Source organism: Streptomyces sp. Root1304 (genome assembly GCF_001426405.1).
Classification (GTDB): Bacteria; Actinomycetota; Actinomycetes; order Streptomycetales; family Streptomycetaceae; genus Streptomyces.
Genome location: NZ_LMEP01000008.1, coordinates 25,468 through 47,953 on the forward strand (window position 1 = coordinate 25,468; position 22,486 = coordinate 47,953).

Sequence of the window (22,486 nt, forward strand, 5' to 3'; positions counted from 1 at the left end):
CGGGTCCTGTGGACCCGTACCCCGGTTTTCGTACGAGAGGACTACTCATGCGCGTGCAGGACACCCCGGAGGAGTGGCGCGTCGTCGCCACCACCACCCCCTTCAAGGGAAACAAGACGAGTGTCCGCACGGACGACGTGGTCATGCCGGACGGCACGGTCGCGCGCCGCGACTACCAGGTCCACCCCGGATCGGTGGCCGTCCTCGCCCTCGACGAGCAGGACCGTGTGCTCGTCCTGCGGCAGTACCGGCACCCCGTGCGGCAGAAGCTCTGGGAGATCCCGGCGGGCCTCCTCGACGTGCCCGGTGAGAACCCGCTGCACGCGGCGCAGCGCGAGCTGTACGAGGAGGCGCACGTCAAGGCGGAGGACTGGCGCGTCCTGACCGACGTCTACACGACGCCGGGCGGCTGCGACGAGGCCGTACGGATCTTCCTCGCGCGCGGGATCGCGGAGGCGGAGGGTGAGCGCTTCGAAGTCTCCGAGGAGGAGGCCGACATGGAGCTGGCACGGGTGCCGCTGCCGGAGCTCGTACGCGGAGTCCTCGCGGGGGAGCTGCACAACAACTGCCTGGTGGTGGGAGTGCTGTCGCTGGCGGCGGCGCGGGCGGGGGAGGGGCTGGAGGCGCTGAGGCCGGCGGAGGCGGCTTGGCCGGCACGACCGTTCGAGGCGTAGCGGAGGGGTTTTGGTGCGGGCCGCGCCGCCCACCGTCGTCGCGCGGCCCGCGCCGAGCCGCCGCTCCCACCGCCGTGTGGGCAATCGTCCCGCTGGGGCGGGACGGGTGGGCACACGGGACGGCGCGCTTGGCCGCGCCTCGGCCCCTTGTGCCTTGGCCCGCACCGCCGGCGCGTTGCACCACGGGTGCGGGTTCAGGCACTGAAGGCCTGGCCCCTGCGGCGGGGCCGGGACGTGGCCCGCAACCGGCGGGCGGGCAGCCCCATGGTGGGTGGTTCCGGTGTGAACATCTGTTGATCCGATCGGGGGATGTGTCCGCCCTGCTCCGCCAGGTCCGTACCCCGCCCTGAACTACGCTCGGGATCGCCCGTGCGGACACCCCGCGGGATCGGCTCGTGTGCAGGTGGACGGGAGCGTGGCCCGTGACGGATCAGGCGGTGGCGGCGGCCGGCAGCCGGCAGTTCTTCGGCCGGCAGCGGGAGTTGAAGGCCCTGCGCGCCGACATCGAGCGGACCGGCCTCGACACCCTGACCGGCCGCAAGGCCCCCCGCGCCCGCGTCCTGCTCATCGCCGGGAAGCCCGGCTCCGGACGCACCGCGCTCGCCGAGGAGCTCGCCGCCGGACTCGCCGACCGCTACCCCGACGGCATCTTCCGGGCCCGTCTCACCGAGCCCGGCGGCGACCCCGTCCCCACCGCCCGCGTCGCCCGTGAACTCCTCGCCGCGCTCGGGGTGGCCGAACCCCCCGGCGCCGCCGAGGACGAACTGACCGAGCTGGTCCGCGGCGCCCTCGCCGGCCGCCGCGCCGTCCTCATCCTCGACGACGCCGTCGACGCCGAGCAGGCCGACCCGCTGATCCCCGACGACCCCGACACCCTGGTGGTGGGCGTCGCCAGGGGCCCGCTCACCGGCATCCCCGACGTACGCCCCTGCACCCTCGGCGGGCTCGACCCCAAGTCGGCCATCGAACTCCTCACCGCCTTCACCGGCTCCGTACGCGTCACCGTCGACCCGCAGGCCGCCGAGACCCTCGTCGAGGAGTGCGGCGGGCTGCCCGCCGCCGTCGTCCTCGCCGGAGGCTGGCTCGCCGGCGAGCCCACGGCCTCCGTGGCCGACCTCGCCAAGCGGCTCCGGGCCCTCGCCGGCGACCCGCTGACCCGCGCCTTCCACCTCGCCCACGAGGCGCTCGCCGGGCCCGCCGCCCGGATACTGCGATTCCTCTCCCTGGCGCCACTCGGCCGGGCGGACGCCCACACCGCCTCCGCCCTGGCCGGCTGCTCGGTCTCGGCGGCCACCACCACCCTCGCCGACTTCGCCGCCCTGGGACTCGTCACCGCCGGCGAGGACGGGCAGTACGAGGTGCCCGGCCATCTCGTCCCCCTCCTTCGCGCCCAGCTGGAGGAGCGCGACCGGCCCGCCGAGGTGCAGCTCGCCCGGGCCCGGATGCTGGAGCGGACCGTACGGCTCCTCCAGTCCTGCCGTGCGGTCACCGAACCCGAGGGCTCGCCCGCCCGCCGGAAGCTGGCCGGCCTGCCCCGCGCCCTGCGCTTCCCGAACGCCGCCGCCGGAGCCCTCTGGCTGCGCTCCCGCCAGTCCTTCCTGCTCGCCTCCGCCCGGCTCGCCGTCGCCGACGGGGAGCTCGACACCCTCGCCCGCCGTCTCATCGCCTCCCTGGTCCGGGCGCTCGCGGCGCACCGGGGCGCCGAGGCCGCCGCTCCCGAGCTGTACGGGCTGCACCAGCTGGTCCTGGACGTGGCCGAGCGGCACGGGCTGCACCGCGAGCGGGCCGCCGCCCTGCTGAACCTCGCCGATCTCGACGCCCGGACCGGCAGGACGAAGGACGCTCTGCTGCGATATCGGTTGGCATTGGAGGCCGGACGCGCAGCAAATGACCCGTACGCGACCGGTCGCGCAATGGAATCCGTAGGTGGCTCGTATCAGGAGCTGGGAGACTGGCAGCGGGCCGGCGACTGGTACGGGCGGGCGCTCGCCCAGCGCCTCGCCCGGGACGAGCGCGCCGACCAGGCTCGGCTGTACGCCCGCCTCGGCGCCGTACAGACCTACGCGGGCCGGTACGGCGAGGCCCTGCGGAACTGGCGGGCCGCCGCGGCCGGCTATCGGCGCCTCGACGATCTCCCGGGCCACGCACGGGCGTTGAGCGAGGCGGCCCGGGTCCAGGAGTACGCCGGACGGCCCGAGGAATCCCTGCGGACCTGCGAGGAAGCGGTGGAATGGGCCCGGCGCGCCCAGGACACCCGGCTCCAGGCCGCACTCCAGCTGCGGCTGGCCGACACCCTCGACCGGCTCGGCGACCCGGCCGCCGCCCGGCTGCACCGGGCCGCTGCGGACAGACTGCTGGAAACGGCATCACCAGCCTACGAAATCCGTAGTGGCTCCAGCGAAGATTAGTACTTTGAAAGGCTAGACAGCGGGAACTCCTTCATTAGACTGGGTCCGCCGCGTGTGAACGTGGTGTGCCCCGGTGCGCCGCAGTGCATCCGGGTATGTATCGCAGTGCCCCAGATATCCCCCTGATTCAAGGACCGTGATCGACGATGAAGGTCGGCATCCCCCGCGAGGTCAAGAACAACGAGTTCCGCGTGGCCATCACCCCTGCTGGTGTCCACGAGCTCGTCCGCCACGGCCACCAGGTCTTCGTCGAGCAGAACGCCGGTGTCGGCTCCTCGATCACGGACGAGGAGTACGTCGCCGCCGGCGCCGAGATCCTCCCCACCGCCGACGAGGTCTGGGCCACCGCCGACCTGCTGCTCAAGGTCAAGGAGCCCATCGCGGAGGAGTACCACCGCCTCCGCAAGGACCAGACCCTCTTCACCTACCTGCACCTCGCCGCCTCCCGCGAGTGCACGGACGCCCTCCTGGCCTCCGGCACCACCGCCATCGCGTACGAGACCGTGGAGACCGCGAACCGCGCCCTCCCGCTGCTCGCCCCGATGTCCGAGGTCGCGGGCCGGCTGGCCCCGCAGGTCGGCGCCTACCACCTGATGCGCTCGGCCGGCGGTCGCGGCGTCCTGCCCGGCGGCGTGCCCGGCACCCACGCCGGCAAGGCCGTCGTCATCGGCGGCGGCGTCTCCGGCTGGAACGCCACCCAGATCGCCGTCGGCATGGGCTTCCACGTGACCCTGCTCGACAAGGACATCAACAAGCTCCGCGAGGCCGACAAGATCTTCGGCACCAAGGTGCAGACGATCGTCTCCAACGCCTACGAGCTGGAGAAGGCCGTCGTCGAGGCCGACCTCGTCATCGGCGCCGTTCTCATCCCGGGCGCCAAGGCCCCGAAGCTGGTCACCAACGAGCTCGTCGCCAAGATGAAGCCCGGAAGTGTCCTTGTCGACATCGCGATCGACCAGGGCGGCTGCTTCGAGGACTCGCACCCGACCACCCACACCGAGCCGACCTTCCAGGTCCACAACTCGGTCTTCTACTGCGTCGCCAACATGCCCGGCGCGGTCCCGAACACCTCCACCTACGCCCTCACCAACGCCACGCTGCCCTACATCGTGTCGCTGGCGAACAACGGCTGGGCCGAGGCGCTGCGCCGCGACGCCGCCCTCGGTCTGGGCCTCAACACCCATGACGGCAAGGTGGTTTACAAGGAGGTCGCCGAGGCGCACGGCCTCGAGCACGTCGAGCTCAGCACCCTCCTGGGCTGACCTCCGCGGCACCGCCGTCAACGCGTGCCGTCAATGCCACGCACCCGGCCGGACCTTGTTCGACAAGGTCCGGCCGGCCGTGTCTCCGGGCCTGCCGTAACGTTCGGCCAACTCGCCTCGAACGTAACCCTTTAACCGTTTCGCACACCCCTGAAACGTGTGGATGCATGCCTGCGCACCCTTGACAGAGACGTGTTCGGTTGCCGACACATCGGGCCGGGTCCGGCGGATTGTGTTGCTGCGGAGCGGTGACACGCCATAGAGTCGCCAACCGTCGGCATGGTGCCACGCTGACCTATCGATAAATGTTCCTGGTGACATCCAAGGAGGTAGACGACTTGTGAATGAGTCGACAATTACTCCCGGGAGCGGTGCGCCAGGTGCTCCGATCGGCTCCGTCGCGGTGCGGACCTTCGCGACGCACCAGCCCATGACGACAGCCCACACGATGAAGACGATGGACGGCCTACACGTGAACGCCACGGCCGGCAACGAGATGGGCCGAGAGTCCACCCACTTCGCCGCCTTTGACGAGGTGCCCGAGGGGCACTTCTACGACCCCGACGCCGAGTACGAGCCCGACCCGGAGTACGCGGCCACCCTCGCACCCGACGCTGCCCGCCAGCGCCGCGAGCGGATCGGCCCCACCGGACGGCCCCTGCCGTACTTCCCGATCCCGGGTCCCCTGACCGACCACGGACCCGCGAAGATCATCGCGATGTGCAACCAGAAGGGCGGCGTCGGCAAGACCACGTCGACCATCAACCTGGGTGCCGCGCTCGCCGAGTACGGACGACGGGTGCTGCTCGTCGACTTCGACCCGCAGGGAGCCCTGTCGGTCGGCCTCGGCGTGAACCCGATGGAGCTCGACCTCACCGTCTACAACCTGCTCATGGAGCGGGGCATGTCGGCGGACGAGGTCCTCCTGAAGACCGCCGTGCCCAACATGGACCTGCTGCCGAGCAACATCGACCTCTCGGCCGCCGAAGTCCAGCTCGTCAGCGAGGTCGCGCGCGAGTCGACGCTCCAGCGCGCCCTGAAGCCGCTGATGAACGACTACGACTACATCGTGATCGACTGTCAGCCCTCGCTCGGCCTGCTGACCGTGAACGCCCTGACGGCGGCTCACAAGGTCATCGTGCCGCTGGAGTGCGAGTTCTTCGCGCTCCGCGGAGTGGCGCTGCTCACCGAGACCATCGAGAAGGTCCAGGAGCGGCTCAACCCCGAGCTGGAGCTCGACGGCATCCTCGCCACGATGTACGACTCCCGTACGGTGCACAGCCGTGAGGTCCTCGCGCGCGTCGTCGAGGCCTTCGACGACCACGTGTACCACACGGTCATCGGGCGGACGGTGCGCTTCCCGGAGACCACGGTCGCCGGTGAGCCCATCACCACGTACGCCTCCAACTCCGTGGGCGCCGCCGCCTACCGTCAGCTCGCCAGGGAGGTGCTCGCCCGGTGTCACGCCGAGTGAGTCTGCCCGGCGCCGACGAACTCTTCCGTACGACCGGGGGGACGGCGCTCCAGTCGTCCGCACCCCGCCGGGCCGTCCCGGCACCGGCGGGCGAGAGCGCCCCGGCGGCGGCCGAGGGCTCCGCGGAGCACACGGCGGCGGACTCCGAGACCGCAGAACCGAGCGCGAGGACGGCGGAGCCCGACGGCGCCGCCGCCAAGGGCGCACCCGCGGCCGCGGTCCCCGCCCCGGCGGCGCGGCGACGCGGCGGCGGTCGGGCCCCGAACCGGCGGCCCAGCGGCCGGGAGCGCCACGACGAGAAGATCACGGTCTACGTCTCCGCCGAGGAGCTGATGGACCTGGAGCACGCCCGGCTGGTGCTCCGCGGTGAGCACGGTCTCGCCGTGGACCGCGGCCGGATCGTCCGGGAGGCCGTCGCGGTCGTCCTGGCGGACCTGGAGTCCCGCGGCGACGCGAGCATCCTCGTCCGCCGCCTGCGCGGCCGCTGACGGTAGCCTGCGGGCTGCCGCGCTCCCCGTTCCCCCTGGACCTCCATGCACCACGCCCCCGATGAAACGTCCCGCCCGCCACGCCGCCTCCTGGGCCGCGGGCCGGGCGAGCCGGAGGAGGCCGCACCACAGCCTCCGGCCGGCCCTCCCGTACAGGACGAGGGGCGGCCGGACGGCTCTGCGGCCCCGGCCGAGGGGCCGGACGGGCGGGAGTACGGCTCCGAGGGCCCTGACGGCCCTGAGAGCGGCTCCGGGGCCCTTCGGGGCGGTGACGGGGGCACCGAGGCCGGAGAGGGTGCCACGGGCGCGCGTGAGGGCGGTTCCGGGGCCCTTGAGGATGGTGTCGACGCCGATGAGGCCGGAGCCGGGGCCGTCGAGGCCGGGCACGGCGGTGACGGTGACGGTGCTGCCGAGGCCGGGCGCGGCGACGGTGGTGACGGCGACAGCGGTCGGTTCACCGTGCGGCTCTCGAACTTCGAGGGGCCCTTCGATCTGCTCCTCCAGCTGATCACCAAGCACAAGCTCGACGTCACCGAGGTCGCGCTCTCGCAGGTCACCGACGAGTTCATGGCGCACCTGCGCGCCCTCGGTCCCGACGGGGACCTCGACCAGACCACCGAGTTCCTCGTCGTCGCCGCCACCCTCCTCGACCTCAAGGCCGCCCGGCTGCTGCCCGCCGCCGAGGTGGAGGACGAGGCCGACCTCGCCCTCCTGGAGGCCCGCGACCTGCTCTTCGCGAGGCTGCTCCAGTACCGGGCGTACAAGAAGATCGCGGCGATCTTCGCGGAGCGCTGGGAGGCCGAGGGCCGCCGCCACCCCCGTACCGTCGGACTCGAACCGCACCACGCCGAGCTGCTCCCCGAGGTCGTCATCTCCATCGGCGCCGAGGGCTTCGCGAAGCTGGCGGTCAAGGCGATGCGGCCCAGGGCCGAGCCTCAGGTGTACGTCGACCACATCCACGCCCCGCTCGTCAGCGTCCGCGAGCAGGCCGCCGTGGTCGTCGCGCTGCTCCGCGAGCGCGGGACGGCGCTCTTCCGCGAGCTGATCGAGGACGTCGGCGACGAGACGCTGACCGTGGTGGCCCGCTTCCTCGCCCTCCTGGAGCTCTACCGGGAGAAGGCCGTCGCCCTCGACCAGGAGACCGCCCTGGGGGACCTCACCGTCTCCTGGACCGGCGGGGAGGCGGACCCGGCCGGGTCCGTGACGGACGAATTCGACCAGGAGGCCCCCGCATGAGCGACCTCAAGCCCGCCCTCGAAGCCGTCCTGATGGTCGTCGACGAGCCCGCCACCGAGGCCCACCTCGCCAAGGTCCTGGACCGGACCCCCCGCGAGGTCGCGGACGCCCTGCGGGAGCTGGCCGACGAGTACACCGTCCAGGGCCGGGGCTTCGAGCTGCGGCGGGTGGCCGGCGGCTGGCGCTACTACACCCGCGCCGAGCACGCCGCGGCCGTCGAGGCCTTCGTCCTGGAGGGCCAGCAGGCCCGGCTCACCCAGGCGGCCCTGGAGACCCTGGCGGTCGTCGCGTACCGCCAGCCGGTCAGCCGTTCCCGGGTCTCGGCGGTCCGCGGGGTCAACTGCGACGGGGTGATGCGGACCCTCCTGCAGCGGGGTCTGGTGGAGGAGGCGGGCGCGGAACCCGAAACAGGTGCGATCCTGTACAGGACGACGAACTACTTCCTGGAGCGGATGGGCCTGCGCGGCCTGGACGAGCTCCCCGAGCTGGCGCCCTTCCTCCCCGAGGCGGAGGCGGTCGAGCCGGACTCGCTGGAAGGGGTCCCGTCGTTCGATCCGGATGCACCGGATCGTGAGGACGACGACGACAAGACGGAAGTTTGATGCGAAGCAGCAGCGGCAGGAACAGCAGCGGAAACAACGGCGGGAGCCGTGGTGGCAACAGCGGCGGCCGCGGCGGCAGCAGCGGTGGCGGCGGCGGCCGCGGCGGCTCCGGCGGCGGCGGCGGTTACCGGGGCGGCAGCGGTGGTGGCGGCGGCTACCAGGGCGGTGGCGGCGGCGGTGGCTACCAGGGTGGCGGCCGTGACGACCAGAAGCGCCCGAGCAACCCGCGCCGGCCTCGCCCCGAGGAGCGCTCCTACGACGTGAGCCCGCCCGCGGAGGCCCCGAAGAAGGGCCGCGGCTCCGCGGCCCGCGGCGGCGCCAAGGGCGGCCCCAAGGCACCCCAGGGCGGCACCCCGCCCCGTCGTGGCCCGCACGGCCAGCGGCAGGCCCCGGCCCGCTCGCGCGAGCTCGACGCCAAGATCGAGCAGCGCAACCGGGAGCGGTACGAGAACCGGCCGGAGATCAGGACCCCGAAGACCTTCCCGGGCGCCGAGCAGGAGGGCGAGCGGCTGCAGAAGGTCCTCGCCCGCGCCGGCATGGGCTCGCGGCGCGCCTGCGAGGAGCTCATCGAGCAGGCCCGCGTCGAGGTCAACGGCGAGATCGTCCTGGAGCAGGGCAAGCGCGTCGACCCGGAGAAGGACGAGATCAAGGTGGACGGCCTGACCGTCGCCACCCAGTCGTACCTGTTCTTCGCGCTGAACAAGCCGGCCGGTGTCGTCTCCACCATGGAGGACCCGGACGGCCGCCAGTGCCTCGGCGACTACGTCAACAACCGTGAGACGCGTCTCTTCCACGTCGGCCGGCTCGACACGGAGACCGAGGGCATCATCCTGCTCACCAACCACGGTGAGCTGGCCCACCGCCTCACGCACCCGAAGTACGGCGTGAAGAAGACCTACCTGGCCGCCATCACCGGCCCGCTGCCCCGCGAGGTCGGCAAGCGGCTGAAGGACGGCATCCAGCTGGAGGACGGCTACGCCAAGGCCGACCACTTCCGCGTGGTCGAGCAGACCGGCAAGAACTACCTGGTCGAGGTCACGCTGCACGAGGGCCGCAAGCACATCGTGCGCCGCATGCTGGCCGAGGCCGGCTTCCCGGTCGAGAAGCTGGTCCGCACGGCCTTCGGCCCGATCGGTCTGGGCGACCAGAAGTCGGGCTGGCTGCGCCGCCTGACCAACACGGAGGTCGGCATGCTGATGAAGGAAGTCGGCATGTAAGGCCCCCGGCCCGCGCTACGAAGGAGCCCGTGACCGCCCCACCCGGCGGTCACGGGCTCCTTCGCGTTCCCCGTCCCCGCTAGGTCGTGTCCGGAAAGTGGCGCCGTCTGCTCGCGGGCCAGGCGGGACTTTCCGGACACGACCTAGTGCTCCCGGTGGTACGCGGCCACGGCGCCGAAGGCCTCCTTCGGCTCCCAGTCCAGGTCGGGGTACGTGTCGCCCTTGCGGTCCTCGAAGACCTTGACGATGCCGTAGCTGGCCAGGTCCAGATCCTCCCGGGGGTCGGCGTCCGGCCGGTGGACGTGGTCGTGGAGCGCGAAGACGAAGACGAAGGTGGTGTCGACGCCCCCGGCGTCGAAGGCCTCCAGGAGTTCCCGTACGTACGCGGCCTGGCCGGCCTCGTCGCGCGCGTGCTCCCCGTTCAGGCGCAGCGGGCCGTGCCCCTCGCCGTACTCGACGATCTCCAGGCCGCGCGCGCCCACGTCGCCGGCGCCCCGGAAGGTCGCGGAGCCGAACTCGGTGATCGCGACCGGCTTGCCCTGGTCGACGAGCCGCCGCACGCCCGCGGCGAAGACGTCGGCGATCTCGGCCGACCGGTAGAGGTCCACGGAGAGGAAGTCGAACGGCGTCCAGTCGACCTGTTCCAGCGGCACGGAGGCGTAGGTGATCCTGCCGTGGAAGTGCTCGCGGACCACCGCCACGGCCCTGCCGAGGAACTCGTTCACCCGTGCCCCGGCCTCCGCGATCCGTTCGGCGGGGCGGTCCGGCGACAGCAGGAACGCGACCCGCTCGTCGATCGAGTCGCCGGGCAGGAAGCCCTTGTTCATCAGGCTCAGCTCGGCGCCGGTGACGAGGACGACCTCGCCGCCGAGCCCCCGCAGCCGCTCGGCGCGCCGGGCGCAGTCGGCGAACAGCGCCAGCATCTCGTCGGCGGTCAGCTCCAGCGGGTACGGCGAGAACCAGACCTCCAGGCCGAGGGCGAGCGCGCACCTCGCCGCCCGCTCGATCCGCTCGGGGTCACCCCCGGTGACGCGGACGGCGGTGCAGTGCAGGTCGTCCCGGATGACACGGAGCTCGCGCTCGACGGTCACGGGGTCGAAGCGCTCGCGGGAGACGGACTCCCCGCGGACGAAACCGGTGTCGTACGTGATGCCCTTGGCGCGCATGGGTGATGTCCTCCCCGAGATGGTTAAGGTACTTGGCGTACCTTACTTGCCCGTGGTGTGCGGTCAACAGGACGATGGAGAGGAACCAGCGGTACCGATCACGGGGTGAGGACATGGCCGACGAACCGACGGGGAAGAGCGCCGGTGGTGGGCAGACGCGGCGGCGCGGCGCCGCCCTGGAGGAGGCGATCCTGCGGGCGGCGGCCGAGGAACTGGTCGAGTCCGGGTACGCCGGACTGACCATGGACCGGGTCGCGCGGCGCGCGGGAACCAACAAGAACGCGATCTACCGCCGCTGGCCCAACCGCCTCGCGCTCGGCGTCGCCGGCTACCGGCGGCTGGCCACCTCGGTCCAGCCGCCCGACACCGGCGAGCTGCGCTCCGACGCCCTGGAGCTGCTCCGCGGGGCCAACCGGCACTGGAGCTCGCCGCTCGGCACGGTCCTGCGCGAACTCATGGCGGCCGCCGGAGGGGCGACGGAGTTCCTGGCGCAGCTGCCCGAGCAGGCCGGCGACTCGGTGGCCGCCACCTGGCTGACCGTGCTCGGGCGCGCGGTCGCGCGCGGCGAGGCCGCCCCGGAGGCGCTGCACCCGCGCGTCGCCACGGTGGCCGTCGTGCTGCTCCGCAACGAGTTCGTGGTCCGCGGGGTGCCCACCGCGCCCGACGAGGTCCTCGTCGAGATCGTCGACGAGGTGTATCTGCCGCTGGTCCGGAGGCGCGGGACAGCGGCCGGCTGAGCCCTGCCGTCCGCCGCCCACGGGTTTTCGGTCTTGTGGCCGGAGGTCGCCCACCTTTATAGTCAACATGACTCTTAAGGAGGCGGGCGTGAGCCTCGCAAGCATGCTGGAACCCCTGCAACAGCCGCTCTTCACCGTCCTGGACACCCCGGTCAGCTGGACCGAGGTCCTCGGATTCGGCAGCGGCGCGCTCTGCGTCTGGCTCGTCGCCCGGCAGCACCTGGCCAACTGGCCCATCGGCATCGCCAACAACCTGTTCTTCGTCCTGCTCTTCACGCAGGCGGGGCTCTACGCCGACGCCGGCCTCCAGATCGTCTTCATCACCCTCGCCGCGTACGGCTGGTGGACCTGGACCCACGGGGGTGGACCAGGCTCCGACGCCCTCCCGGTGCGCCGCACCACGCGCACCGAGTGGACGTGGCTGCTCGCGGCGGGGGTGGTGGGGACCCTCGGACTCACCCTGCTGCTCGACCGCGTCACCGACTCCACCGTCCCCTTCTGGGACGCGCTGACGACCGCGCTCTCCCTGATGGCGACCTACGGCCAGTGCCGCAAGCGCCTGGAGTCCTGGTGGCTGTGGATCGCCGCCGACGTCGTCTACGTACCGCTCTACGCGTACAAGGAGCTGTACCTGACCTCCCTGCTCTACGTCGGCTTCATGACGCTCTGCGTCCTCGGCCTGCGCGGCTGGACCAAGGACCTCACCGCCCGCCGGGCCCTCGCGGTGGGAGCGGCCGCGTGAAGCGCTACGGACACGGCCTGGTCCTCGGCAAGTTCTATCCGCCGCACGCCGGCCACCACCACCTCGTCGAGACCGCCCGCGCGCGCTGCGAGCGCCTCACCGTCCTCGTCTGCGCCTCCTCGGTGGAATCCGTCCCCCTCGACGAACGCGTCGCCTGGATGCGCGAGATCCACCCCGACGCCCTCGTCGTCGGCGCCGTCGACGACATCCCCGTCGACCTCCGGGACCCCGACGTCTGGGCCGCCCACATGGCCGTCTTCCGGGCCGCCGTCCCCGAACCCGTCGACGCCGTCTTCACCTCGGAGCCGTACGGGGAGGAGCTCGGCCGCCGCTTCGGCGCCGCGTCCGTCTGCGTCGACCCCGACCGCACCCGCTTCCCCGTCTCCGGCACCGCCGTCCGCGCGGACCCCGTCGCCTGCTGGGACTTCCTCGAACCCCCGGTGCGGGCCGCGCTCACCCGGCGGATCGTCGTCCTCGGCGCCGAGTCCACCGGCACCACCACCATGGCCCTCGCCCTCGCCGACCACTACCGGCGGCGCGGCGGGATCTGGGCCCGCACCCGGTACGTACCGGAGTACGGGCGCGAGTACAGCGAACTCAAGCTCGCCGAGCTGCGCGCCGAGCGCCCCGGCGCCGCCTGGTCCGACGTCGCCTTCCACTCCTCCGACTTCCCCGTCATCGCCCAGCGCCAGGCCGAACTGGAGGAGGAGGCGGCCCGCGACGGCTCGCCCGTGCTCTTCTGCGACACCGACGCCTTCGCCACCACCATCTGGCACGAGCGCTACATGGGCACCGCCAGCACCGCCACCGGCGAGATCGCCGCGCACGGCCGCCAGCACCTCTGGCTGCTCACCGACCACCGCGGCGTCGACTTCGAGGACGACGGGCTCCGTGACGGGGAGCACCTGCGCCCCTGGATGACCGCGCGCTTCCTCACCCAGCTCGCCCACACCGGCCGCCGCACGGCCGTCCTCAGCGGCCCCCACGAGGAGCGGCTCGCGGCCGCCGTCGCCGCCGTCGACGGCCTCCTCGCCGAGGGCTGGGGCTTCACGGACCCGCTGCCGGAGCGCCGATGAACACCCGGCCGACGCCCCCGACGCCCCCAACGCCCCCGACGCCCCCTGTCCCTCCGACGCCCGCGACGCCCGAGGGGTACGACAAGTACGCCTTCGAGCCCTTCGCCGTCACCGTCGACCTCGCCGTCCTCACCGTCCGCGAGGAACGCCTCCACGTCCTCCTCGTCGAACGCGGGCAGGAACCGTACGCCGGTACCTGGGCTCTCCCCGGCGGATTCGTCCTGCCCCGGGAGTCCGCCGAGCGGGCCGCCCGTCGCGAACTCGCCGAGGAGACCGGGCTCTCCGAGGCCGGCGTCGCCGGACTCCACCTCGAACAGCTCCGCACCTACAGCGAACCCGACCGCGACCCGAGGATGCGGGTCGTCTCCGTCGCCTTCGCCGCCCTCGTGCCGGACCTGCCCGAGCCGCGCGGCGGCGGCGACGCGGCCCAGGCGCGCTGGACGCCGTACGACACCGTCCGGGGCCTCGCCTTCGACCACGACCGCATCCTCGCCGACGCCCGCGAACGGGTCGGCGCCAAGCTGGAGTACACCTGCCTCGCGACCGCCTTCTGCCCGCCCGAGTTCACCCTCGGCGAGCTGCGGCAGGTCTACGAGACGGTCTGGGGCGTCCCGCTCGACCGCCCCAACTTCCGGCGCAAGGTCCTCACCACGCCCGGCTTCGTCCAGGCCGTGGAAGGACCGCCGCGCCTCACCGGCGGACGGGGGAAACCGGCCGCCCTCTACCGGGCGGGCGACGCCACCACCCTCCACCCGCCCCTCCTCCGACCGGAAGGACGCCCCGCATGAACCTCGCACGCCCCGCCACCAAGCAGGCCGCGACCGGCTCCCTGATCGGGCTGGCACTCGGCGACGCGCTGGGATTCCCGACCGAGTTCAACGACGTGCCGGCGATCCTCGCCAAGGCCGGACCCTGGCGGACGATGGCCCTGCCCGTCACCGGCGGGAAGGCGTACGTCACCGACGACACCCAGATGACCCTCGCCTTCGCCCGGGGCATCCGCACGGCCATGGACCGGGGCGTGCTCGCCCCGCTGCGGCTCACCCGGCCCGTCCGCGAGGAGTTCGTCGACTGGTACCACTCCCCGGAGAACAACCGTGCCCCCGGCAACACCTGCCTGCGCGCCTGCCTCCTCCTCGACGGAGACCGGCTCTGGCAGGACGCCAGCCAGATCCACTCCAAGGGCTGCGGCGCCAACATGCGGGTGGCGCCCATCGGGCTCGTCCCCGGACTCAGCGAGGAGCAGCGGGCGGGCGCAGCGCAGCTCCAGTCCGGCCTGACCCACGGTCACCCCACCGCGCTCGCCGCCTCCGACCTCACCGCCCGCGCCGTGTACCTGCTCGCGCAGGGCGTGGACCCGGCCGGCCTCGTCGGACAGCTGCGCTCGTACGCGTACGAGAACCGCGACCGGTACCACGAGCACTGGCTCGGCGACCTCTGGACCCGCTCCCAGGACCCCGACGCCCTGCACTTCATCCGGCGCGGCTGGGACGAGTGCCTGGCCGTCCTCGAACGCCTGGACGCCGTCCAGCGCACGGCCGACCCGGAGCTCGACCCCTGTGAGTACACCGGCGACGGCTGGATCGCCGAGGAGGCCCTCGCGACCGGTCTCCTCTGCTTCCTGCTCTTCCCCGACGAGCCCCTCACCGCCCTCCGCCGCGCCGCCTGCACCCGCGGTGACTCCGACTCGATCGCCGCCCTCGCGGGAGCCTTCGCCGGAGCCCACCTCGGGGCCGCCGCCTGGCCGAAGGAGTGGGAGGAGCACATCGAGTACCGGAGCGACCTGCTGACCTTCGGCGCCCTCTGGGACGCTTGATCCATGACGCTCACCCTCGACCTCTCCCCGGGCGCGGACCTCTCCGCCGTCGTCGCCGAACAGCCCGACCCCCTGCTCTTCGCGACGGTCTCCGGCGCGCACCTCTACGGCTTCCCGTCCCGCGACTCGGACGTGGACCTGCGCGGGGCGCACCTGCTGCCCGTCGACGCCCTGATCGGGCTGCGGGAACCCGAGGAGACCCGCAGCCGGATATGGGACCGCGACGGCGTCGAGATGGACCTCGTCACCCACGACCTGCGGAAGTTCGCCCGGCTGATGCTGCGCCGCAACGGCTACGTCCTGGAGCAGCTCACCTCCCCGCTCGTCGCGCACACCACGGAGACGCACGCCGAGCTGATCTCCCTCGTGCCCGAGGTGCTCACCTCCCACCACGCCCACCACTACCGGGGCTTCGCCGGGACGCAGTGGCGGCTCTTCGAGAGCAGCGGTGAACTCAAGCCGCTGCTCTACACCTACCGGGCGCTGCTCACCGGCATCCATCTGATGCGCTCGGGCGAGCTGCAGGCCCATCTGCCGACCCTGGTCGAGGCGGTGCCCGAGGCCCCGGCGCGGCTGCCCGACCTCGTCGCGGCCAAGGCGGCGGCGGAGCACGGGCTCGCGGACCTGGCGACCGAGGACGTACGGGCGGAGACGGAGGCCCTGCACGGGGTCCTGGACGAGGCACAGGCCGCGTCCGGGCTCGCCGAGACGCCGGTACGCGCCCACGACCTGCTCCACGACCTCGTCGTACGGGCCCGGCTGACGGGCAGCTAGACCCCGGCGGACCCTAGGAGAGCACGTCCAGCGCCGAGGCGCGCCGCGCGCGGATCAGGAAGTCCTGCACGCGTGCGTGGTCCGGGGCGACCGGGAGCGGGGTCGAGTCGAGGGCCCGGTCGGCCTCCTCCTGGAGGCGGTTCATCCAGGACTCGACCTCGGGCCAGGACGCCTCGCCGCGCTTGACCGCGAGGAACCGCTCGCGGTCCTCGCCGACGTCGATCCGCAGCTCGCCCGTGCGGAGCAGGTCCCGGCAGCTGGTCAGCAGCCGCAGCAGGTGCATGGCGTGCTTCCAGCGCGGGTGGCCGTACCGGCGCACGTCCGCCTCCAGCTTGCGGCGCTGGCCGCCCGCGTACCGGACGAAGGTCTGGTGGGCCTGCCGGGACAGGAAGGCCCCGCGCAGCGAGAGCAGCTCCCGGCCGAGGTCGTCGACGTGCCGCACGACGGGGGAGTGGAGGCACTCCAGGACGTTCGGGTTGTTGCGCAGGGCCAGCTCGCAGAAGCGTTCCAGCTCCCAGCTGAACTGCTCCTCGGCGGGTCCCTCCACATGCGCCGGGGGCTTGTCGAAGTGCCAGAACAGCGGCGTCGGGGCGAGGTACACGCCCCGGAGGTCCGTGTCGCTGTCCTCGGTCGCGAGGCCGAAGGCGCGCGAGCCCATCACACAGGAGTAGATCGTGTGCTCGCGCACCAGCTCGTCCGGAGTCATGCCGGGCAGGTTACGCGAGGGTGATCGATTCTCCCGAGACGGTGATCTGCCGGGCCGGCAGCGGCCGGGGAGCCGGTCCCGCCGCCACCGCACCGTCCGCGACGCGGTACTTCGAGCCGTGGCAGGGGCAGTCGATGGTGCCGTCCGCGACCTTGTTCACCAGACAGCCCTGGTGGGTGCAGACCGCGGAGAAGGCCTTGAACTGCCCGGCCGTGGGCTGGGTGACGACGACCTTCTCCTCGGTGAAGACGGTGCCGCCGCCGACCGGGATGTCGGAGGTCGTGGCCAGGGCCGGTCCGGCGGGGGACGCGGTGCCGCTCGGGGCGTCCGTGGCGGCCGGGTCGCCCGGGGTGGCCGGGGCGGTGGTGGCCGTACCGCCGTCGCCCCCGCCGTCCGAGCCGCAGCCCGCCGTCAGGGCCGCGGCGGAGGCGAGGAGGACGGTACGGCGGTGCGTGGCACGTGAGGTCATGCGGCCCAGCTTGGCGGCGCGCCGCGGCCGGGTCCCGCAACACGCCGCGCGGGCCGGGCGGGACTTTCCGGACCCGGCCTACGCCCGGGGGTCCAGCCCCCTCGCACGGCCGTCCGCGTCCCGCCGTACCTCAAGGACCGAGGTCACCGCGTCCCGCTCGACCGGCCCGTACACATGCGGGAAGAGCACGTCCCCCGAGCCCTCGTACCGGACCTCCCCGCTCAGCCGGGCCTCGTCGATGACGAGCACCAGGAGCGGGCCCGGCACGTCCCGGTAGTGGGCGTCGGCGACGGCGAGGGCCGCGGACTCGTCGGAGGAGCAGTGGACGAAGCCCTCGGCGGTGAGGGACGCGGGGGCGTAGGGGGCGTCCGGGGCGGCGGGGGAGGCCGACCAGTCGGCCAGCGGTACGACGTGCAGCAACATGTCGACAGTTCTACCGCGCGGCCGGTCACGAGCCCTTACCCCGAGTGGCGGAACGTGGCGGTTCGGGTGACATTGGGCGTGTTCCGTACCGGACGAAAGGCAGGACCATGGCGGGTAACGACCTCGGCAGTCTCCTCGGCGGCCTCCTCGGCGGCTCCGGCGCCTCCGGCGGCGGCGCCGGAGGCGTCCTCGGCTCCCTGCTCGGCGCCCTCGCCGGCGGGAAGGGCGGCGCGGGCGCCGGCGGGAACGGCTCGAACCCGCTCGGCGGACTCCTCGACATGCTCACCAGGTCCGGCCTCGCCGACCAGGCCCAGTCCTGGGTCGGCACCGGCCGGAACCAGCCGGTGGACGGAGCCCAGATCGCCGAGGCGCTCCCCGACGACACCCTGCGGCAGGTCGCCCGGGACGCCGGGGTCAGCCCGCAGGAGGCCGCCGACGAGATCGCGCGGTCGCTGCCGCAGGCCGTCGACAAGCTGACCCCGGACGGCGCGGTGCCCCAGGGCTCCCTGGAGGACCTGATCCGGCAGCAGAAGCTCTGACGGCCGGCCGCCGGCAGCGGACCCGAGCGTCCCGGGCGCCCGCCCTCCGTCTCGGAGGGCGGGCGCCGCGACACGTCCTCCCCGGCGCTGACTAGGCTGAACGGAGCACTGACGCAGGCGAAGGAGTACGACGTGGCGGTACGAGCGGTCCGCGGAGCCGTCCAGCTGGAGCGGGACGAGGCCGGGCACATGCGCGAGCAGGTCGAAGAGCTGCTCACCGCCGTCCTCGGGCGCAACGGGCTCACCGCCGACGACCTCATCAGCATCTGGTTCACGGCCACGCCCGACCTGCACAGCGACTTCCCCGCCGCCGCCGCGCGCGACCTGGGGATCGTCGACGTCCCGCTGATCTGCGCGCAGGAACTCGACATCGCGGGCGCGATGCCGAGGGTCGTCCGGCTCCTCGCCCACGTCGAGACCGACCTGCCCAAGTCCCGGATCGCGCACGTCTACCTCGGCGCCGCGGCCGCCCTGCGCAAGGACATCGCCCAGTGAGAACAGCGCTCGTCATCGGCACCGGACTGATCGGCACCTCCGCCGCCATGGCCCTCGCGGGGCGGGGCGTCACCGTCCACCTCCGCGACCACGACCCGGCGCGCGCCGGCACGGCCGCCGCGCTCGGCGCCGGGACCGACGAGGACCCCGAGGGCCCCGTGGACCTCGTCATCGTCGCCGTGCCCCCCGCGCACGTGGCCGGCACCCTCGCCGAGGCCATGAACGCCGGGCTGGGCCGCGGCTACCTCGACGTGGCCAGCGTCAAGGGCGGCCCGAAGCGGGACCTGGAGGCGCGGGGCCTCGACCTCGCCGCGTACATCGGTACGCACCCCATGGCCGGCAAGGAACGCTCCGGGCCCCTCGCGGCCACCGCCGACCTCTTCGAGGGCCGGCCCTGGGTCCTCACCCCGACCCGGGACACCGACACCGAGGTCCTCAACCTCGCCCTGGAGCTCGTCGCGCTCTGCAAGGCGGTGCCCGTCGTCATGGACGCCGACGCCCACGACCGGGCGGTCGCGCTGGTCTCCCACACCCCGCAGCTGGTGTCCTCCATGGTCGCCGCGCGGCTGGAGGAGGCCGACGAGTCGGCGGTACGGCTCTGCGGGCAGGGCATCCGTGACGTGACCCGGATCGCGGCCTCCGACCCGCGCATGTGGATCGACATCCTCTCCGCCAACCCCGGGCCCGTCGCCGACGTGCTCTCCGGCGTGGCCGCCGACCTCGACGAGACCGTACGGGCGCTGCGGTCCCTGCAGTCCGCCGACGAGGAGAAGCGGCGGGACGGCGTCTCGGGCGTCGAGGACGTCCTGCGGCGCGGGAACGCCGGGCGCGCCCGGGTCCCCGGCAAGCACGGTGCCGCCCCCACGGTCTACGAGACCGTCGCGGTCCTCATCAGCGACCGGCCGGGCGAGCTGGCCCGCATCTTCGCGGACGCGGGGCGCGCGGGCGTCAACGTCGAGGACGTCCGCATCGAGCACGCGACCGGGCAGCAGGCGGGCCTGGTCCAGCTGATGGTGGAACCGTCGGCGGCGGCGGCACTGGGAGCGGCACTGCAGGAACGGGGCTGGTCCCTGCGCACGACGTGACGGACGGCTGACGCGCATCCGTCGCGGGGCGGCGCTCCCGCCCCGCCGCGGGGGCCGACGCGTTCCCCCGGGCCCGTCGCGGCCGTGCCCGTGCGGGCGGGGCCGAACGGGTGCCGCGGACTCGGTAACCTTGTGGAGGTCCCCGCGTCCCGCCAGGGCCCGCCGCACACCCCAGGAAGGTGTTCCCACCGTGGAATCCGTGATCGTCGCCATCGACGGGCCCTCCGGCACGGGCAAGTCCAGCACCTCGAAGGCGGTCGCCGCCAAGCTGGGGCTGAGCTACCTCGACACCGGCGCCCAGTACCGGGCGATCACCTGGTGGATGATCAGCAACGGCGTCGACGTCACCGACGCCGAGGCCGTCGCCAACGCCGCCTCCAAGCCCGTCATCGTCTCCGGTACGGACCCGGCCCGGCCCACCATCACCGTCGACGGCGCGGACGCGGCCGGCCCCATCCGTACCGAGGAGGTCACCTCCAAGGTCAGCGCCGTCAGCGCCGTCCCCGAGGTGCGGAGCCTGATCACCGAGCTCCAGCGGTCCATCGCCCGCGCCGCCGGGAACGGCATCGTCGTCGAGGGCCGGGACATCGGCACCACCGTCCTGCCCGACGCCGACCTGAAGATCTTCCTCACCGCCTCGCCCGAGGCCCGTGCCGCCCGCCGCTCCGGCGAGCTCAAGGGCGTCGACGTCCACGCGACGAGGGAAGCCCTGATCAAGCGGGACGCGGCCGACTCCAGCCGTAAGACCTCCCCGCTCGCCAAGGCCGACGACGCGGTCGAGGTCGACACCACCGACCTCACCCTGGACCAGGTCATCGAGTGCGTGGTCACCCTGGTGGACGAGAAGAGGACGGCCGCGAAGTGACCCTGCCCTCCGCGAAGGGCGCCGTCGTCGGCCGCCGCATCGGGATCGGCCTGATGTACGGTTTCTGGAAGCCGCGCGTCCTCGGCGCCTGGCGGGTGCCGGCCTCCGGCCCCGTCATCCTCGCCGTGAACCACGCGCACAACATCGACGGCCCCATGCTCATGGGCACCGCCCCGCGCCCCGTGCACTTCCTCATCAAGAAGGAAGCGTTCGTCGGACCCCTCGGGCCCTTCCTGGAGGGCATCGGGCAGGTCAAGGTCGACCGCGACAGCACCGACCGCAACGCGATCGGCAACGCGCTGGGCGTCCTGGAGCAGGGCGGCGTCCTCGGGATCTTCCCCGAGGGCACCCGGGGCGACGGGGACTTCGCCTCGCTCCGCGCGGGCCTGGCGTACTTCGCCGTCCGCAGCGGCGCGCCGATCGTCCCGGTCGCCGTCCTGGGCAGCACCGAGCGCCGCGGACGGCTGGTCAAGGCCCTGCCTCCGCTGCGCGGCGCCGTCGACGTCGTCTTCGGCGACGCCTTCGAGGCGGGCGACGGCTCGGGACGCCGCACCCGCAAGGCACTGGACGAGGCCACCGTACGGATCCAGGGCAGGCTCACCGAGCACCTGGAAAACGCCAGGCGCCTCACCGGGCGCTGAGCGAGACTCTCAGTAGTGGGCCCCGCGGCCCGGGGACCCACCGACCACGAATGATCAAGGAACGGACTTCATGAACGACCAGCACGACCACGGGGCACTTGGCGACGCCGAGTACGCGGAGTTCATGGAGCTCGCCTCCGAAGAAGGCTTCGACGTCGAAGAGGTCGAGGGCGCGATCGAGGAGGCCGGCCACGGCCCGCTTCCCGTCCTCGCCGTCGTCGGCCGCCCGAACGTCGGCAAGTCGACCCTGGTGAACCGCATCATCGGCCGCCGCGAGGCCGTCGTCGAGGACAAGCCGGGCGTCACCCGCGACCGCGTCACCTACGAGGCCGAATGGGCCGGGCGCCGCTTCAAGGTCGTCGACACCGGCGGCTGGGAGCAGGACGTCCTCGGCATCGACGCCTCCGTCGCCGCCCAGGCCGAGTACGCCATCGAGGCCGCCGACGCCTGTCTCTTCGTCGTGGACGCCACCGTGGGCGCCACCGACACCGACGAGGCCGTCGTCAAGCTGCTGCGCCGCGCCGGCAAGCCGGTCGTCCTCGCCGCCAACAAGGTCGACGGGCAGTCCGGCGAGGCCGACGCCTCCATGCTGTGGTCCCTGGGCCTCGGCGAGCCGTTCCCCGTCTCCTCGCTGCACGGCCGCGGCACCGGCGACCTCCTCGACGAGGTCCTGCGGAAGCTGCCCGAGGCCCCCGAGCAGCGCTTCGGCAACGCCGTCGGCGGCCCGCGCCGCATCGCCCTCATCGGCCGCCCGAACGTCGGCAAGTCCTCGCTCCTGAACAAGGTCGCCAACGAGGACCGCGTCGTCGTCAACGAGCTGGCCGGCACCACCCGCGACCCGGTCGACGAGCTGATCGAGCTCGGCGGCGTGACGTGGAAGTTCGTCGACACGGCCGGCATCCGCAAGAAGGTCCACCTTCAGGAGGGCGCGGACTACTACGCCTCCCTGCGGACGGCCGCCGCCGTCGAGAAGGCCGAGGTGGCCGTCATCCTCATCGACACCACCGACAACATCTCGGTCCAGGACCAGCGCATCATCACGATGGCGGTCGAGTCGGGCCGCGCGATCGTCATCGCCTACAACAAGTGGGACGAGCTCGACGAGGAGCGCCGCTACTACCTCGAGCGCGAGATCGAGACCGAGATGCAGCAGGTCGCCTGGGCGCCCCGGGTCAACGTCTCCGCCAAGACCGGCCGCCACATGGAGAAGCTGGTCCCGGCCATCGAGACCGCCCTCGCCGGCTGGGAGACCCGCGTCCCCACCGGCCGGCTGAACGCCTTCCTCGGTGAGATCGTCGCGGCCCACCCGCACCCGATCCGCGGCGGCAAGCAGCCCCGCATCCTCTTCGGCACGCAGGCCGGCACCAAGCCGCCCCGCTTCGTGCTCTTCGCCTCGGGCTTCCTGGAGGCCGGCTACCGCCGCTTCGTCGAGCGCCGCCTGCGCGAGGAGTTCGGCTTCGAGGGCACCCCGATCCACATGTCGGTCCGCGTGCGCGAGAAGCGCGGCCGCAAGAAGTAGCACCCCCCGGGGGGTGACGAACGGCGGAGGGCCGGGGCGATCGTGCCCCGGCCCTCCGCCGTTCGTACCCGG

General features: G+C 73.0%; 24 protein-coding genes. 20 read left to right on the plus strand and 4 right to left on the minus strand.

The window, feature by feature from the left end; genetic code table 11:
- Positions 1–47 precede the first annotated feature (47 nt).
- The 8 genes from ASD33_RS11805 to ASD33_RS11840 all read left to right on the plus strand — a co-directional run bounded on the left by ASD33_RS11805 (position 48) and on the right by ASD33_RS11840 (position 9,361).
- Positions 48–674, plus strand: coding sequence for an NUDIX hydrolase (locus ASD33_RS11805; protein WP_056557662.1), 627 nt, complete (start codon positions 48–50; stop codon positions 672–674).
- A gap of 422 nt (positions 675–1,096) precedes the next feature.
- The gene (locus tag ASD33_RS11810; RefSeq protein ID WP_242426953.1) at positions 1,097–3,082 is read left to right on the plus strand and encodes a tetratricopeptide repeat protein; all 1,986 of its coding nucleotides are present in this window, start codon (positions 1,097–1,099) and stop codon (positions 3,080–3,082) included.
- Between the two features lie 146 nt (positions 3,083–3,228).
- Complete coding sequence (gene ald / locus ASD33_RS11815) at positions 3,229–4,344, plus strand: alanine dehydrogenase (protein ID WP_056557666.1); 1,116 nt, start codon at positions 3,229–3,231, stop codon at positions 4,342–4,344.
- Between the two features lie 448 nt (positions 4,345–4,792).
- Positions 4,793–5,818 carry a ParA family protein gene (locus ASD33_RS11820; RefSeq protein ID WP_037637819.1) on the plus strand — a complete coding sequence of 342 codons (1,026 nt, stop codon included), beginning with the start codon at positions 4,793–4,795 and terminating at the stop codon, positions 5,816–5,818.
- The gene (locus ASD33_RS11825; RefSeq protein WP_242426954.1) at positions 5,803–6,306 is read left to right on the plus strand and encodes a hypothetical protein; all 504 of its coding nucleotides are present in this window, start codon (positions 5,803–5,805) and stop codon (positions 6,304–6,306) included. The genes ASD33_RS11820 and ASD33_RS11825 overlap by 16 nt, the downstream gene beginning before the upstream one ends.
- A gap of 45 nt (positions 6,307–6,351) precedes the next feature.
- The gene (locus tag ASD33_RS11830) at positions 6,352–7,542 is read left to right on the plus strand and encodes a segregation/condensation protein A (RefSeq protein WP_079044717.1); all 1,191 of its coding nucleotides are present in this window, start codon (positions 6,352–6,354) and stop codon (positions 7,540–7,542) included.
- Positions 7,539–8,144: an SMC-Scp complex subunit ScpB gene (gene scpB / locus ASD33_RS11835; RefSeq protein ID WP_056557670.1), complete on the plus strand. Its 606-nt coding sequence runs from the start codon at positions 7,539–7,541 to the stop codon at positions 8,142–8,144. Before ASD33_RS11830 ends, scpB begins: the two co-directional genes overlap by 4 nt.
- Positions 8,144–9,361, plus strand: a complete 1,218-nt coding sequence (locus tag ASD33_RS11840; protein WP_056557672.1) for a pseudouridine synthase — start codon at positions 8,144–8,146, stop codon at positions 9,359–9,361. Before scpB ends, ASD33_RS11840 begins: the two co-directional genes overlap by 1 nt.
- A gap of 143 nt (positions 9,362–9,504) precedes the next feature.
- Here ASD33_RS11840 and ASD33_RS11845 read toward each other — a convergent pair whose 3' ends face one another.
- Entirely contained in the window at positions 9,505–10,527 is a 1,023-nt protein-coding gene (locus ASD33_RS11845) for a hypothetical protein (RefSeq protein ID WP_056557674.1), read from the minus strand.
- Positions 10,528–10,640: 113 nt separating this feature from the next.
- On the opposite strand from ASD33_RS11845, the gene ASD33_RS11850 reads away from it, so the two are divergent.
- The 6 genes from ASD33_RS11850 to ASD33_RS11875 all read left to right on the plus strand — a co-directional run bounded on the left by ASD33_RS11850 (position 10,641) and on the right by ASD33_RS11875 (position 15,672).
- Positions 10,641–11,264, plus strand: a complete 624-nt coding sequence (locus ASD33_RS11850; RefSeq protein WP_056557676.1) for a TetR/AcrR family transcriptional regulator — start codon at positions 10,641–10,643, stop codon at positions 11,262–11,264.
- An 88-nt stretch (positions 11,265–11,352) separates the two neighbouring features.
- On the plus strand, positions 11,353–12,006 hold the full coding sequence (pnuC, locus tag ASD33_RS11855; RefSeq protein WP_056557678.1) for a nicotinamide riboside transporter PnuC: 654 nt from the start codon (positions 11,353–11,355) through the stop codon (positions 12,004–12,006).
- Positions 12,003–13,082 (plus strand): AAA family ATPase, encoded by a 1,080-nt coding sequence (locus ASD33_RS11860; protein ID WP_056557680.1) that lies wholly within the window; start codon positions 12,003–12,005, stop codon positions 13,080–13,082. The genes pnuC and ASD33_RS11860 overlap by 4 nt, the downstream gene beginning before the upstream one ends.
- Positions 13,079–13,870, plus strand: coding sequence for an NUDIX domain-containing protein (locus ASD33_RS11865; RefSeq protein ID WP_056557682.1), 792 nt, complete (start codon positions 13,079–13,081; stop codon positions 13,868–13,870). Before ASD33_RS11860 ends, ASD33_RS11865 begins: the two co-directional genes overlap by 4 nt.
- Complete coding sequence (locus ASD33_RS11870) at positions 13,867–14,898, plus strand: ADP-ribosylglycohydrolase family protein (RefSeq protein WP_056557684.1); 1,032 nt, start codon at positions 13,867–13,869, stop codon at positions 14,896–14,898. The genes ASD33_RS11865 and ASD33_RS11870 overlap by 4 nt, the downstream gene beginning before the upstream one ends.
- A 3-nt stretch (positions 14,899–14,901) precedes the next feature.
- On the plus strand, positions 14,902–15,672 hold the full coding sequence (locus ASD33_RS11875; RefSeq protein ID WP_056557686.1) for a nucleotidyltransferase domain-containing protein: 771 nt from the start codon (positions 14,902–14,904) through the stop codon (positions 15,670–15,672).
- 13 nt (positions 15,673–15,685) lie between these two features.
- On the opposite strand, the gene ASD33_RS11880 is transcribed toward ASD33_RS11875, so the two are convergent.
- The 3 genes from ASD33_RS11880 to ASD33_RS11890 form a co-directional block, all read right to left on the minus strand.
- Complete coding sequence (locus ASD33_RS11880) at positions 15,686–16,378, minus strand: nucleotidyltransferase domain-containing protein (RefSeq protein WP_056557687.1); 693 nt, start codon at positions 16,376–16,378, stop codon at positions 15,686–15,688.
- A gap of 10 nt (positions 16,379–16,388) precedes the next feature.
- On the minus strand, positions 16,389–16,847 hold the full coding sequence (locus tag ASD33_RS11885; protein ID WP_056557689.1) for a Rieske (2Fe-2S) protein: 459 nt from the start codon (positions 16,845–16,847) through the stop codon (positions 16,389–16,391).
- Between the two features lie 78 nt (positions 16,848–16,925).
- A complete protein-coding gene (locus ASD33_RS11890; protein WP_056557692.1) occupies positions 16,926–17,270 on the minus strand; it encodes a DUF952 domain-containing protein in 345 nt (114 codons plus the stop codon).
- Between the two features lie 107 nt (positions 17,271–17,377).
- Between ASD33_RS11890 and ASD33_RS11895 the strand changes: the two genes are divergently transcribed.
- The 6 genes from ASD33_RS11895 (at position 17,378) to der (ending at position 22,414) form a co-directional block, all read left to right on the plus strand.
- On the plus strand, positions 17,378–17,809 hold the full coding sequence (locus ASD33_RS11895) for a YidB family protein (protein ID WP_056557693.1): 432 nt from the start codon (positions 17,378–17,380) through the stop codon (positions 17,807–17,809).
- A gap of 132 nt (positions 17,810–17,941) precedes the next feature.
- Entirely contained in the window at positions 17,942–18,304 is a 363-nt protein-coding gene (gene aroH / locus ASD33_RS11900) for a chorismate mutase (protein WP_056557695.1), read from the plus strand.
- Positions 18,301–19,389 (plus strand): prephenate dehydrogenase, encoded by a 1,089-nt coding sequence (locus tag ASD33_RS11905; protein ID WP_056557697.1) that lies wholly within the window; start codon positions 18,301–18,303, stop codon positions 19,387–19,389. Before aroH ends, ASD33_RS11905 begins: the two co-directional genes overlap by 4 nt.
- A gap of 190 nt (positions 19,390–19,579) precedes the next feature.
- Complete coding sequence (gene cmk, locus ASD33_RS11910) at positions 19,580–20,254, plus strand: (d)CMP kinase (protein WP_079044718.1); 675 nt, start codon at positions 19,580–19,582, stop codon at positions 20,252–20,254.
- A 53-nt stretch (positions 20,255–20,307) separates the two neighbouring features.
- On the plus strand, positions 20,308–20,895 hold the full coding sequence (locus ASD33_RS11915; protein WP_056557775.1) for a lysophospholipid acyltransferase family protein: 588 nt from the start codon (positions 20,308–20,310) through the stop codon (positions 20,893–20,895).
- Between the two features lie 70 nt (positions 20,896–20,965).
- Positions 20,966–22,414, plus strand: coding sequence for a ribosome biogenesis GTPase Der (gene der, locus ASD33_RS11920; RefSeq protein ID WP_056557699.1), 1,449 nt, complete (start codon positions 20,966–20,968; stop codon positions 22,412–22,414).
- The last annotated feature ends 72 nt before the right edge of the window (positions 22,415–22,486 follow it).